The organism is Bacillus sp. FDAARGOS_1420 (assembly GCF_019344915.1).
Classification (GTDB): Bacteria; Bacillota; Bacilli; order Bacillales; family Bacillaceae_G; genus Bacillus_A; species Bacillus_A mycoides.
In genome coordinates, this window is record NZ_JAHWJB010000002.1 from 3,081,927 (window position 1) to 3,095,325 (window position 13,399).

General features: G+C 34.8%; 14 protein-coding genes. 5 read left to right on the plus strand and 9 right to left on the minus strand.

Annotation, left to right across the window (positions count from 1 at the left end; genetic code table 11):
• Positions 1-31: 31 nt before the first annotated feature.
• The gene (locus I6L50_RS25895; RefSeq protein WP_219303457.1) at positions 32-1,291 is read right to left on the minus strand and encodes an extracellular solute-binding protein; all 1,260 of its coding nucleotides are present in this window, start codon (positions 1,289-1,291) and stop codon (positions 32-34) included.
• A gap of 325 nt (positions 1,292-1,616) precedes the next feature.
• Between I6L50_RS25895 and I6L50_RS25900 the strand changes: the two genes are divergently transcribed.
• A complete protein-coding gene (locus I6L50_RS25900; protein ID WP_219303458.1) occupies positions 1,617-3,377 on the plus strand; it encodes an alpha-glycosidase in 1,761 nt (586 codons plus the stop codon).
• Between the two features lie 38 nt (positions 3,378-3,415).
• On the opposite strand, the gene malL is transcribed toward I6L50_RS25900, so the two are convergent.
• Positions 3,416-5,092: an oligo-1,6-glucosidase gene (malL, locus tag I6L50_RS25905; protein ID WP_219303459.1), complete on the minus strand. Its 1,677-nt coding sequence runs from the start codon at positions 5,090-5,092 to the stop codon at positions 3,416-3,418.
• Positions 5,093-5,369: 277 nt separating this feature from the next.
• On the opposite strand from malL, the gene I6L50_RS25910 reads away from it, so the two are divergent.
• Positions 5,370-6,470, plus strand: coding sequence for an ABC transporter ATP-binding protein (locus I6L50_RS25910; RefSeq protein WP_113937162.1), 1,101 nt, complete (start codon positions 5,370-5,372; stop codon positions 6,468-6,470).
• Between the two features lie 226 nt (positions 6,471-6,696).
• Here I6L50_RS25910 and I6L50_RS25915 read toward each other — a convergent pair whose 3' ends face one another.
• From I6L50_RS25915 to I6L50_RS25925, 3 genes are all read right to left on the minus strand, one after another.
• Positions 6,697-7,206 carry an SDR family NAD(P)-dependent oxidoreductase gene (locus I6L50_RS25915; RefSeq protein ID WP_000218424.1) on the minus strand — a complete coding sequence of 170 codons (510 nt, stop codon included), beginning with the start codon at positions 7,204-7,206 and terminating at the stop codon, positions 6,697-6,699.
• A gap of 65 nt (positions 7,207-7,271) precedes the next feature.
• Complete coding sequence (locus I6L50_RS25920; RefSeq protein WP_002142992.1) at positions 7,272-7,370, minus strand: hypothetical protein; 99 nt, start codon at positions 7,368-7,370, stop codon at positions 7,272-7,274.
• Positions 7,371-7,667: 297 nt separating this feature from the next.
• The gene (locus I6L50_RS25925; RefSeq protein WP_002014800.1) at positions 7,668-8,123 is read right to left on the minus strand and encodes an RDD family protein; all 456 of its coding nucleotides are present in this window, start codon (positions 8,121-8,123) and stop codon (positions 7,668-7,670) included.
• A gap of 131 nt (positions 8,124-8,254) precedes the next feature.
• On the opposite strand from I6L50_RS25925, the gene I6L50_RS25930 reads away from it, so the two are divergent.
• Positions 8,255-8,686, plus strand: a complete 432-nt coding sequence (locus tag I6L50_RS25930; protein ID WP_002033805.1) for a DUF3997 domain-containing protein — start codon at positions 8,255-8,257, stop codon at positions 8,684-8,686.
• Between the two features lie 44 nt (positions 8,687-8,730).
• Here I6L50_RS25930 and I6L50_RS25935 read toward each other — a convergent pair whose 3' ends face one another.
• Both I6L50_RS25935 and I6L50_RS25940 read right to left on the minus strand, forming a co-directional pair.
• Positions 8,731-9,489, minus strand: coding sequence for a hypothetical protein (locus I6L50_RS25935; protein ID WP_002066932.1), 759 nt, complete (start codon positions 9,487-9,489; stop codon positions 8,731-8,733).
• Positions 9,490-9,525: 36 nt separating this feature from the next.
• On the minus strand, positions 9,526-10,254 hold the full coding sequence (locus tag I6L50_RS25940; RefSeq protein ID WP_113937161.1) for a DUF4184 family protein: 729 nt from the start codon (positions 10,252-10,254) through the stop codon (positions 9,526-9,528).
• A gap of 147 nt (positions 10,255-10,401) precedes the next feature.
• Between I6L50_RS25940 and I6L50_RS25945 the strand changes: the two genes are divergently transcribed.
• Together I6L50_RS25945 and I6L50_RS25950 are read left to right on the plus strand one after the other, a co-directional pair.
• Positions 10,402-10,671 carry a hypothetical protein gene (locus I6L50_RS25945; RefSeq protein ID WP_113937203.1) on the plus strand — a complete coding sequence of 90 codons (270 nt, stop codon included), beginning with the start codon at positions 10,402-10,404 and terminating at the stop codon, positions 10,669-10,671.
• A gap of 10 nt (positions 10,672-10,681) precedes the next feature.
• Positions 10,682-11,407: an AAA family ATPase gene (locus tag I6L50_RS25950; protein WP_002165131.1), complete on the plus strand. Its 726-nt coding sequence runs from the start codon at positions 10,682-10,684 to the stop codon at positions 11,405-11,407.
• 28 nt (positions 11,408-11,435) lie between these two features.
• On the opposite strand, the gene I6L50_RS25955 is transcribed toward I6L50_RS25950, so the two are convergent.
• The gene (locus I6L50_RS25955) at positions 11,436-12,611 is read right to left on the minus strand and encodes an acetyl-CoA C-acetyltransferase (protein ID WP_002128911.1); all 1,176 of its coding nucleotides are present in this window, start codon (positions 12,609-12,611) and stop codon (positions 11,436-11,438) included.
• 139 nt (positions 12,612-12,750) lie between these two features.
• Positions 12,751-13,200, minus strand: a complete 450-nt coding sequence (locus I6L50_RS25960; RefSeq protein ID WP_033708394.1) for an NUDIX hydrolase — start codon at positions 13,198-13,200, stop codon at positions 12,751-12,753.
• Between the last annotated feature and the right edge of the window lie 199 nt (positions 13,201-13,399).

Sequence of the window (13,399 nt, forward strand, 5' to 3'; positions counted from 1 at the left end):
TGCCTCTTATAGTAGAGGCACGAATTTCACCTTATTTTTTCTTACTATGATTTGCCTCAATATTTCCTTTAATTTGTTTCACTGCACTATCAAGAGCGGATTTTGGTGCCTCTTTATCTGTAACAACTAACTGAAGCGCGTCTCCAGCTGGTTTCCATACTTCTTGCATTTCTGGAATATTCGGCATTGGAATTCCATTTTCTGATTGAGTTGCAACTGCTTTTGCAGCTTCATTATCTTTAATAATTGGATCTTCCATTACTGATTTTACTGGAGGAATCTCTTTTGTCTTCTCAAATCTAATTTTTGCGTTTTCTTCATTTGTTACCCACTCAGTGAATTTTGTAGCTAAATCATTTTGTTTAGAGAAGCTTGTTACATGCCATCCTTTTACCCCAACAAATGTTTTCATCGGTTGACCATTTGGTAATTTTGGCATTGGAGCAACACCATAATCAATTCCGTTCTTTTCCATCGCTTGGAACGCCCACGGTCCGTTCATAATAGATGCTGCTTTTCCTTCATTGAATAATCCATCAGCAGCAGGGCCACCAGACTCACCGATAATACCTTTCGGGAATAACTTTTCTTTGTACCATTTTTGAAGATATTCAGCCCCTTGTACTGCTCCGCTATTATTTAATCCAACATCACTTGCATTTGGCTTTCCGTCTTTCTCACCAAATACATATCCGCCCATACCTGCCATAAACGCGTTAGCAAAGTAGAAGTTATCTCCTAATGTTAAAAATCCGTACTTGCCATCCTTCGTAAAGTCTTTTGAGAAGTTAAATAGCTCGTCCATCGTTTCTGGAGCTTTTTGCATTAATTTTTTATTGTAAATAAAAATTGGTGTTTCAATTGCTTTTGGTAAACCATATAATTTCCCGTTGTATGTTTGTGCCTTTATTGATAAGTCAGTAAATTTACTCTTCACAGCCTCATCTGCTTTTACTTCAGAAAGTAAGCCTTCTGTTACTGCATTTCCGATTTGATCGTGTGGCAATGTTACAACATCTGGTCCCGTCCCCGCTGGTCCATCAAGACGTAACTTTTTCACTTGATCTGTCATTTGCATTTCAACAACTTTAACTTTTACTTTATATTTTTCCTCAAAGCTTTTCACTGCTGGTTCTAAACCAACACCTTTTTTATCATCTTCCCAAACGAGAAGATCATAATCTTTCTTCTCTTTACTTGCTTCTTTTTTCCCTGAATCTTTCGGTCCACATGCAGATAACATACCGATTGACAATGCTGAAATCGTTAATAGTGATAATGCTTTCTTCATCCCAAAAAACCTCCCTAAATTGTCTATGTACTCCAGAAGTTGAAAACGTTTGCATTGAATGGTTTAATAGAAGCGCAAACAATATCTCAATCTATGAAAACGTTTGCGCTATTTGTCTATCATTATACATTCTTTTATTCATTTTGCAAATATTAATTTTCAAAATAATCTCCTCATACTCTTTATTCATTGACTTTACATAAAATGAATACTACTCTTATAAGCAATATTAAAGTTATGTTAAAGGAAATCGTTTGCAACATAATCTTTATTATTTCATTTTAGGTAACAATATATATATAGATATTAAAGGGGGATTTTCTATATGCTTAAAGAAGCGATCTATCATAGGCCAAAAGATAATTATGCATACGCTTACAACGAAAAAATAATTCACATCCGAATACACACAAGAAGAGATGATGTTCACAGCGCCGCCCTCATCTACGGTGATCCGTATGAATGGCAAGATGGGAAATGGATTACTGCGAGTACACCGATGAAAAAAACCGGATCTACTGATTTATTTGATTATTGGTCGGTTTCAATCGAGCCGAAATTTAAACGCTTACGATATGGATTCGAATTAAAAAACGATGTAGACACTCTTATTTATACAGAAAGAGGATTTTTTTCTAACATTCCAAATGACGATGTCGGTAACTTTTTCTGCTTTCCATTCATTCATGCAAAAGACGTTTTCAGAGCACCATCCTGGATTAAAGACACAGTATGGTATCAAATTTTCCCGGAACGATTCGCTAACGGGGATAACACATTAAATCCGGCAAACACCCTCCCTTGGGGAAGTACCGAACCAACTCCAACTAATTTTTTCGGCGGAGATTTTGCTGGTATTATTCAAAACCTTGATTACCTTGTGAAGCTTGGAATTTCCGGAATATATTTCACTCCTATTTTCAAAGCTCATTCGAATCATAAATATGACACAATTGATTACATGGAAATCGATCCACAATTTGGGACGAAAGAAACTTTCAAAGAACTCGTTCAGGCGTGTCATAAACATGGTATAAAAGTAATGCTCGACGCTGTTTTTAATCATAGCGGGTACTTCTTTGATAAATTTCAAGACGTGCTGGAACAAGGTGAAAATTCCGCCTATAAAGATTGGTTCCATATTCATGAATTTCCAATTATAACCGAGCCACTTCCTAACTATGATACTTTCGCATTTACACCATATATGCCTAAATTAAATACGGCACATCCAGATGTAAAAGAATATTTACTTGAAGTAGGTCGTTATTGGGTAAGGGAATTCCATATAGATGGTTGGCGCCTTGATGTAGCAAATGAAGTCGATCACAGTTTTTGGAGAGAATTCCGAAGTGAAATAAAAGCATTGAATCCTGAAGTATATATTTTAGGCGAAATTTGGCACGATGCACTCCCATGGCTACAAGGTGATCAATTTGATGCTGTAATGAGCTATCCGGTTACAAACGCTCTACTTTCTTACTTTGCTAACGAGTCCATTAATTCAAGTGAATTTATGAAACAAATTACAGATTCTCTACATTCCTACTCTATGAATGTAAATGAAGCAGCATTTCATTTATTAGACAGTCATGACACACCTAGAATTTTAGCAACATGTAATGGGGATAAAAATAAGTTAAAGTTACTCTATGTATTTCACCTTTCTTTCATCGGTTCTCCTTGTATTTATTACGGCGATGAAATCGGTATGGATGGTGGAATGGACCCTGGCTGTCGCAAATGCATGATATGGGATGAAAAAGAACAGGATACTCTTTTATTTACACATATACAAACATTAATTTCATTACGGAAACAACATAAAGCATTTGGAGGAAACGGTATTTTTCAATTCATTGAGGCAAATGATGAACATAATTACATTTCTTATACAAAAACATATGAAGATGAAACTATCTTTTTCGTTTTAAATCCTACTAACAGTGAAGTTACAACTTCACTCCCTCTTCATATTACCAGGAAGAAAATAATTAACATTTATACAAACGAAGAATTTTCAGCGGAAGCAAGTGTATTACAAGTTACACTTCCACCGTATGGATTCTCTATTTTAAAATGGTAATAGTAAAAGCCTTATGCCAGGGTGGCATAAGGCTTTTCTTATTTCAATTTAAATACCATTGCTTCATACGGTCGTAATGTAATGTTTTCTATCAATACATTTTCCACATCATAATTGTGTATTAATAACTCTGCTTCACTATAAATAATGTCCTCAGGCAATTCAAATACACATTCCTCTACAGTAAAGTTTGCAATCACCAGAAGCTTTTCTTCTCCATATGTTCTTACATAAGCAAAAATAGAAGGGTTATTTTCTAGTATTAAATCATATGTTCCATACACAACTATTTCATTGTTTTTACGTAACTCAATCAATTTTTTATAGTAATAAAAAATTGATTCTTCGTCTTGGATCGCCTGTTTCACATTAATCTCTTTGTAGTTAGGATTTACCGCAATCCAAGGCTCACCCGTTGTGAATCCAGCATGTTCTCTATCATCCCACTGCATCGGAGTTCTAGCATTATCTCGGCCCTTTATATATATAGACTGCATCACTTTATCTATATCTTCGCCGCGCTCTATAACTTTTTCTTTATACATATTTAGTGTTTCAATATCTCGGTATTCATCAATTGATTCAAACCGAACATTGGTCATTCCGATTTCTTCTCCTTGATAAATATATGGTGTCCCTTTCATCATATGAAGTACTGTCGCTAACATTTTCGCTGATTCAGTATGATAAGCTCCATCATTACCAAAACGAGATACAACGCGAGGCTGGTCATGGTTATTCCAATAAAGGCTATTCCATCCTGTTTGTTCTAATGCTTTTTGCCACTTTGTTAAATTTTGTTTCAAAGTAAGAAGTGAGCATGGTTTTACATCCCATTTCCCGCCTTCTCCGGAATCTAAATCCATATGTTCAAATTGGAATACCATTTGCAGTTCTTTTCTAGCTTCCCCTGTATACAATTTAGCCTCTTCTGTCGTTACACCAGGCATTTCCCCAACCGTCATAATGTCATACTGAGACAATACGTCTTCATTCATTTCATGCAAATACTTATGAATATTCGGACCGTTCATAAAATGTTTATGCCCTGAAACATATCCTTCTTCATCCGTTTCAACAGATGGTAGGCCATCTTCTTTAGAAATAAAATTAATAACATCCATACGGAACCCATCAATTCCTTTTTCTAACCAAAACTTCATCATGTCATAAACATCTTGTCTTACCTTTTCATTATCCCAGTTTAAATCTGGCTGTTTTTTAGAAAACAGATGCAAATAATATTCATCTGTCATTTCATCATATTGCCATGCAGAGCCACTAAATGCTGCTCCCCAGTTATTCGGCTCTTTCCCTTCATTTCCAGGACGCCATATATAATAGTCTCTATATTTATTATCTTTCGATTTACATGATTCAATAAACCAATTATGTTCATCTGAAGTATGATTAACAACTAAGTCCATCATAAGTTTCATATTACGTTTATGCATTTCATGTAATAGTTCATCCCAATCTTCCATTGTTCCGAACTCATTCATAATTTTACAATAATCACTTATATCGTAACCATTATCATCGTTTGGAGATTCATAGACTGGTGATAACCAAATTACATCAATACCTAATTCTTTTAAGTAATCTAGCTTCGCAAGAATACCACGAAGATCACCTATACCATCACCGTTACTATCCATAAAACTACGAGGATAAATTTGATATACTACACTTTCTTTCCACCATTGTTTTTCCATTATGCTACCCCATTTCATCTATACTATTGATTCTTTTTTCTTTTTTTAAGGCGCAAACGTTTTCATTACTGAATGATAACAGATTCTATCCAAATTTAAAATAGCGCTTACAATATTTATTTTCTTTTTCTAATAAAACATGTGGAACTTATTATATATTCATAGGAATAATGAAAACGTTTTATTTTTTTATAGTGTTTTTATTTCTTTTTTGAATCTATTCGTTTATAATAAATTCAAAGAAAACGTTTGCATAAACTTTCTAGGGGGAAATATCATGGCAGAACTTAAATTAGAAAATATTTATAAAATATATGATAATAACGTAACAGCCGTAACAGATTTTAATTTACACATTCAAGATAAAGAATTTATCGTATTCGTTGGTCCTTCTGGCTGCGGAAAATCTACAACACTACGAATGGTAGCTGGGCTTGAAGATATTTCAAAAGGAGAATTTTCAATTGATGGTAAGCTAATGAACGATGTTCCTCCAAAAGATCGAGATATCGCAATGGTCTTCCAAAACTACGCTCTTTATCCACATATGAGTGTGTATGATAATATGGCATTTGGATTAAAACTTCGAAAAATACCAAAAGATGAAATCGACCGTCGAGTGAAACATGCAGCTCAAATTTTAGGGCTTGAACAATATTTAGATAGAAAACCGAAAGCTTTATCAGGTGGACAACGTCAACGTGTTGCATTAGGTAGAGCAATTGTTCGAGACGCAAAAGTCTTCTTAATGGATGAACCATTATCAAACTTAGACGCTAAACTACGTGTTGCAATGCGATCAGAAATTTCCAAATTACACCACCGCCTTGGCACAACGACAATTTATGTAACACATGATCAAACTGAGGCAATGACAATGGCTTCACGCCTTGTTGTTATGAAAGACGGCAAAATCCAACAAATTGGAACTCCAAAAGAAGTATATGAAACACCTGAAAATATTTTCGTTGGTGGTTTTATCGGTTCACCCGCAATGAATTTCTTCCGTGGAAAATTAACTGAAACCGATTTCGTTATAGACAGTTCACTAAAGTTTAAAGTATCTGAAGGAAAAATGAAGTTATTACGCGAACAAGGCTATGTAAATAAAGAAATTGTTTTAGGTATTCGTCCAGAAGATATTCATGATGAACTATTATTTTTAGAAGCTTCACAATCTACTACTTTCACAACGAAAATTGAAGTTGCAGAGTTGTTAGGGGCTGAATCCATTTTATATATGAAACTTGGAGATCAAGATTTTGCAGCACGTGTTGATGCAAGACATGCATTTTCACCTGGAGATCAAATTAAACTAGCATTTGATATGAATAAAGCGCATTTCTTTGATAGTCAAACTGAACAACGTATTCGCTAAGTATACATGCAAATACAACACTTTCTTTTTTAGGTAGAAAAGAGAACCTAGCCATGCATAGAAACGGTCAGATCCTCTTCCTACCCCGTGCCAAATTAAAACAAAAAAATAGTGGGTACGAAATCACTTGTATTCTGTATAGTTGCTACTTATACGATAAGAAATTAGAATGGATGAAAATACACACAAAAAAACCGTCCACATATTTTGAGGGCGGTTTTCATTATTATACGAGGGCTTCTACTGTATGAAATGATTGTCCTTTCGTGCCAATAATACCGAAAATCGGTAAGTCACTCAGCACCACTTCTTCTTGCTGTTTCATAAAAGATGACGTTAATTGTTTTATCTCTATCCAAACGTCATTAATACAAAGTACATTGGAATCGTTCTCTTGTTGGCGAGAAAAAATAGAATCTATTTTATATAAACCAGCATTTTGAAAAAGCATATCAATGCGACTAAATGCATTCAAAGTAATACTGATAACGCGTTGCCAATCTCCTTGCTTTCCCATATCATAGGATACAAAAAGTGCTTCTCCGCCTAGATTCGTAATTTCCTCCACTGTTGCTTGTCCACTTTCTTGATCAATGTCCGTCACAATTACTTTTGCGCCTTGTTTAGCCAACAAAAGAGCTGTATTACGTCCAATACCGATGCCACCGCCAGTTACGATAGCAACTTTCCCTGCAAGCTTCATTTTCATTACCCCTTCTATAAGTCTTACCGTCATTCAGTATACTCTTTTATTATATTAGTCCGCAAGCAGGAAAAGTTTACTCTACAACTTGTAAGCGATTACTTTTCTGTTTCTTTTTTTTTCTTACTATTATATTGATCGAAGGTTAAACCAATAAAAATAAGAATCCCCCAAAATATTAAGCTACCTCCAGTCATTCTAAATCCCCCTTTGTTATATAACGATATTATTTATATCCATTATACCATTCTCTTAATTTTCAATCTATTTAAAACGAAAATAGGATGTTTGAATTAGCTACAGCTTCTTTAAACATCCATCAATAATATGGAGGGGATTATATAGGAAATATCCGCCCTATATCAATTCCATTTATCTAATTTTCCAAAAAAAAGATAATGATGAAATTTTTCACGAAATTAAAAATAAGACTTTTTATATACAAACGATAAAAAGTCTTATTTCATTAGTAGCACGTATAATCTAAATATTAATTATACAAGACTCATCACTTTCGTCTTTGCAATTAAATCATGGAAGCCACAATTATCTTTGCGGAATAACATCATATATACATTGCATATTAATGGAACTCCAAGTAATAATATGCTTGGTAATAATAATACCAAAAATCGTATTATTAATGTTTGTAACGTTAGTTTTTCACTTGTTAACGAGATTATTTTTGTTCTTGTTACCTTTTTACCAAGTGTAGAACCGTTCCAAAGAAAAGGTAACACAATAAAATTTATAGCCATTAATACGAAAACAAGTGTAAGGTCATATCTATAGTCACCTAAACTTATATTAAAACGATTGAAAATAGCACTATAGTTTCCGGTAATAATAGCTACTACTGCACCGTACGTAACCGAGATTAAAAACATGTCAATAAGGGAAGCACCTATGCGATTCATTACAAGCGCTGGACGATGCATCTTTAACTTCATTTTGTGTCGACTCCTTCATATCCTTCTTTACCCGTCTCATCGTACCACTTCTAAAAAACATTGTAAACTGGCGTTTCGCTTACTTTTCTTGTACAATGTGTTACAACAGCACTGTAAAGGAGGTTCCCATATTGAAAAGATGGATAATCCTATTTGCCGCACTCTTATTAACAGGTTGTACAGGCAATACAAACCATTTGACCTATACAATTAACGATGAATATGAACTCATACATACTTCTGGAGATGCATTTGAACTTTTCCCATCGCAGGATGCTGTATATGCTACACAATACATCCCTGCAAAAATTACAGAAATTGCTTGGGACGATAAATACATTATCACAAAGCAAATTGAGGAAAAATCAGATCCAAATAATCCTGACGCAGCAATTACAAATAAAAAAAGTGAACATTATTGGATCATCGATGTAAAGCATAATAAACGATTTGGTCCTTATAATGAAAAACAATTTAACGAGCAAAAAGATGCTTTTAAAATTACAGTGCCTTTTCAAAGTGTAGATTCATATGTGAAAGAGCTAAAAAAACAGTCAGCATAACTTTTTATGCTGACTGTTTTTGCTTAAATTATTATAAAGACACTTTATTTAGAGAGTGAAATATTAAAAGTTTGCGGTTCTTTAACAGCTTCATTTGTGTCTCCTGCTGCTAAATCATCTGTCGTAAACTTAATATCCTTTACTTTTTCTTTTCCATCATCAAGTATTAAACCGATAATTCCTTCTCGTGTCTCACCAGGCCTATAATCTTCCCTTGAAACACTCTTTGTACCAACGAGCGTATCTTCATCATATAAAAAGTTTTGAGTCGCTACATTAAAATGTTGTTTGTCATTTATAGCAACATCATTCATAGAGAAAAATTGCATGTTCTTATCTCCACTATTCTCTACCTTATATGTAATTTCAACATACCGAATCGTATCGCTAATCTCTGTTCCACTTAACGATGCATATAATTCAGCATCTTCTTGACTCACTTTATCTCCCAATCTACGCTTTACTTCTTCAGGAGTTAATGCAGTATACACTTTCAATGTATTTTTTGCCTCTTTGCTCATTTGTGATAATGAGATAACTTTAACGTCTTGTACGTGAATTTTCATTGGGGCTACTTCAAATGTCTGATTCACAGAATGAATCTGTTCTAATTCAAATGTCCCCCACCCTTTTTCTTTCACTTTTTGTCCTACTTTTTTAAGCTCACGCCCACCATACTCTTTTGTTTCTGGAATAGATTCTTTCTTTTTAGGTTCTGCCTTCTTTTCTTCTTGCTGGAAGCAACCACTTAACATAAGAAGAAAACTGCATAAAACAAAAATACTTTTCCATGCTTTCATCATTTAATTTCTCCTAACACTATCATTCATTAATATAAATTAGTCCCTTGATTTGTAAACTATAGAAACAATAAGAAGTCCACAAAACGAACTTGTCAGTCCAGATACTATTATACCTCCTATTTGGAAAATATGAAAATAGGGGTCTAATAACGCGTGAACGATAAATATAATAATCGCCACAACGATAGATGAAGCCCAATATTTCTTTTTTTCCGAAGTTAAACTAGTATCTTGATCAGTTTCCCTCCTATATTTCCATAGTACATATATTAGTAATAGTAGACCAAAACACGTACTCCCATGCTGTAAAAATTTATAAATCGGAATACTATATACTTCTTGCTGTAACAGCGGTATTTTCATAACAAAATAGCCTGTCTTATGAGTAAAAGCATCCCAAACGACATGCGTCACCATACCGAATAAAGCAGAATAGCAAAATACAAAAAAGTCCTTCCAAGTATATAGCCCCCACTTCGCATCTACTACATATTTATAGTAATTAGCAAAAGGCTTAGGTAAATGTGTTATAAACGGTCCTTTTAAAATACGATGATATGCATATGCTAATAAAAAAACGAGTGGTAAATTCAAATAGAAGAAACCAGCCCATGTATGGCCAATAATACCGTATGGCCTAAAATATAAAAAATATTCAAAATCAGGTGCCATACTACCCAATATAAGAGCCGTCACCGAAATATAACTAGAATGTTTCTTAGCAAAAGGGAGAACAGCTGCTGGATGTGCAAATGTAAACGGCATATTTTAACTCCTTTTCATATTTCCAATAGAATACATATTATCATAACGATATGAACAATCTCTATGCAATATTTATTTTCACATTGGAATATGATAGTTTAAATGTTATAATCCACATAAAATATTCAGAAAATAGGAGGAGTTCACGTGTCGTTAACACTTGTATTTTTTCTTGTTCTGTCTACCTTGTTTTTAAGTACATACATCGGCTTCTTTCTATGGAAGCACTTGAAAATTATAAAATATATGCCTGCTCTCTTTGGCTTTATGAGCGTTCTTTTCATTTTCATATGGAAGAGAATGACTTTCAGCTGGGAAGGGCTTGGTTTTGGCGCACTTCAATATACAATATTACTAGCAAGTTGTATTACACTTGTATTCGCTGCTTTTTTAGAATCAAAATCCGTTATGAATTGAGGTTTATATATTGATTGACGTACCCTTTTTAAAAAATGTCACATTAAAAAAAGAAAATATCCCTAGCTTTTCCGCATATCCTTACTGTCTACCCGCTATTCGAACTTTGCAATCACTAGCTTTCCACCCAAATGTAACATTCATTATTGGAGAGAATGGGACAGGTAAATCAACATTACTCGAAGCAATTGCAATTGCTTTAGGTTTTAATGCAGAAGGTGGAACGAAGAATTTCCGTTTTAGCACAAACGATTCCCATTCATCTTTACATGAATATCTTCGAATTTCAAAAAGTTTCAATACACCAAACGACGGCTTCTTTCTTCGCGCTGAATCATTTTATAACGTTGCTTCTTATATCGATGAAATAGATGCTATAAAATCTTATGGCGGCGTTTCACTTCACGAACAATCACACGGCGAATCCTTCTTCTCATTATTTATGAATCGTTTTTCAGGACAAGGTTTATACATTTTAGATGAGCCTGAGGCAGCTTTATCACCAATGAGGCAACTTTCTATGCTTATTCGAATGCACGAACTAGCGGAACAAGGTTCACAATTTGTTATCGCGACGCACTCTCCTATTTTAATGGCTTATCCTGAATCTACTATATACTCTTTAACTCAAGAAGGGATTCACGAATCGACATTAGAAGAAACAGAGCATTACCAAACGACGAAACTTTTCTTTGAAAATCGCGATCGATTATTTCATCACTTATTTGAGTCATAAAAAAGAGGCAGCAATCGCTGCCTCTTTTTTATAATGCTTCTATAAATAAAGCTACTCCAATACCGCCTCCAACGCATAGAGAGGCAATACCTTTTTCTAATCCACGTCGTTTTAATTCGTGAATTAAACTTACCGTAATACGAGCTCCTGTACAACCGATTGGATGTCCAAGTCCTACACCACTACCGTTTACATTCACTTTCTCACGGTCTAACCCTAACTCTTTCTCTACAGCTAGGTATTGTGCAGCGAAAGCTTCATTAATTTCAAGTAAATCTGCATCTTCTAATGACCAATCTACTTTTTCTAACCCTTTGCGAATTGCTGGTGCTGGTCCAATACCCATAATTTTCGGATCTACACCTGCTACTGAATATCCAACAATTCGGGCTAACGGTTGTAAGCCTTTTTCTTTCGCCTTTTCTTCACTCATTAATACTAAAACGGCACTTCCGTCATTAAGACCAGATGAATTCCCTGCAGTTACTGATCCATCTTTACGGAAAGCTGGTTTTAATCCTGCTAATTTTTCAGCTGTAATATCTGCACGTGGATGTTCATCCTTTGCAAATACAACTTCTTTTCTACGTTCTTTTATTGTAATAGGAACAATTTGGTCGTCAAAGTATCCAGACTCCATCGCTTGCAGCGCTAATGTATGACTACGAAGCGCAACTTCATCTTGTTCCTCTCTTGTAATTTCATATTGTTCAACTAAATTTTCCGCTGTTTCACCCATCATAATATGGTGAATCGGATCTTCTAAAACTTCCCACACCGTATCACGAATTTCTCCGTGCTGTAGACGTTGTCCCCAGCGGTGTTGTTTTAATGCATAAGGGCTCGAGCTCATTGCTTCTACTCCACCTGCAACAACAATATCACTTACACCTAATTGGATTTGCATTGCAGCAGACATAATTGCTTGCATACCTGAAGAACATTGACGTTGAATTGTATAACCAGTAACTGTGTCAGGAAATCCTGCCGCTAATGCAGCTGTTCTTGCTGTATTTGCTTCATCAGTTCTTTGAATACAATGACCTAAAATTACTTCATCAACTTCATGTGGCTCTACTCCGCCTCTTTTTACAGCTTCCTGAAGTACAGGAACAGCTAATTCTACTGGTGTTATATTTTTTAGTGCTCCTCCGAAAGTTCCAATAGGTGAACGAACTGCAGCTGTAATGACAACATTATGCATTTTGTACTTGCCCCTCTCTTATGTACCCTAGTAAGTTTTTAGGTGAAATCCCATAAGTTGTATGTCTAAAATTATCATACTATAAACATACCAAAAAATCAAAATATTTAATATAATAAAAATAGAAGGAATTAACCTTCTATTCTGTCAATGCGTATAAGAATTTTTGTAATATCTTCTCTGTCGTTTCATTCAATTTTGGTAACTTATCTACTGGAAAATATTGAAGTTGTAACCCTTCATGATCGAGCTTTAATTCTCCGCTTACATGATGTGCCTGATACAGATGAATCACATTAAAAATTTCATCTCCATTTGGATAACGGAAATAAACTTCCTTTCCTGAAAGAACGCCAAGAAATTGCATAATTTTCGCGTTTAGTCCCGTCTCCTCGAATAATTCTCTACGAGCAGTTTCTTCTGTCGTTTCTCCCAGTTCCATTGCCCCACCAGGTACGCCCCAATCATATGTATCTGAACGATATTGAAGCAATACTTCTTGATTATCATTTAATATAATAATTGCTGATCCTACTAAAATAAGTGGTCTCGTACCAACTACTTTGCGTAACTCTTCAATATACCCCAATATGTAAACTCCCCTTTCCTCACCCTTCCTTATCATAACAAAATTCTCTTTCTTTTGTTGCTGTAATTTTCAATAAAAAAGGAAGCTTCCACTTCCTTTTTTTACCGTTATCCTGTTATTTGCGGGCGGTAAGACCCCTACCTCAAAATTCAGCGAAAGTAAAGAAGTTAGGTGGGGATCGGGCTGCCCATAAAAGCCC

Coding starts and splice junctions, on each gene's coding strand:
- I6L50_RS25895 (WP_219303457.1), bottom strand. CDS start 1,291: ATGAAGAAAGCATTATCACTATTAACGATTTCAGCATTGTCAATCGGT.
- I6L50_RS25900 (WP_219303458.1), top strand. CDS start 1,617: ATGCTTAAAGAAGCGATCTATCATAGGCCAAAAGATAATTATGCATAC.
- malL (WP_219303459.1), bottom strand. CDS start 5,092: ATGGAAAAACAATGGTGGAAAGAAAGTGTAGTATATCAAATTTATCCT.
- I6L50_RS25910 (WP_113937162.1), top strand. CDS start 5,370: ATGGCAGAACTTAAATTAGAAAATATTTATAAAATATATGATAATAAC.
- I6L50_RS25915 (WP_000218424.1), bottom strand. CDS start 7,206: ATGACGGTAAGACTTATAGAAGGGGTAATGAAAATGAAGCTTGCAGGG.
- I6L50_RS25920 (WP_002142992.1), bottom strand. CDS start 7,370: ATGACTGGAGGTAGCTTAATATTTTGGGGGATTCTTATTTTTATTGGT.
- I6L50_RS25925 (WP_002014800.1), bottom strand. CDS start 8,123: ATGAAGTTAAAGATGCATCGTCCAGCGCTTGTAATGAATCGCATAGGT.
- I6L50_RS25935 (WP_002066932.1), bottom strand. CDS start 9,489: ATGATGAAAGCATGGAAAAGTATTTTTGTTTTATGCAGTTTTCTTCTT.
- I6L50_RS25940 (WP_113937161.1), bottom strand. CDS start 10,254: ATGCCGTTTACATTTGCACATCCAGCAGCTGTTCTCCCTTTTGCTAAG.
- I6L50_RS25955 (WP_002128911.1), bottom strand. CDS start 12,611: ATGCATAATGTTGTCATTACAGCTGCAGTTCGTTCACCTATTGGAACT.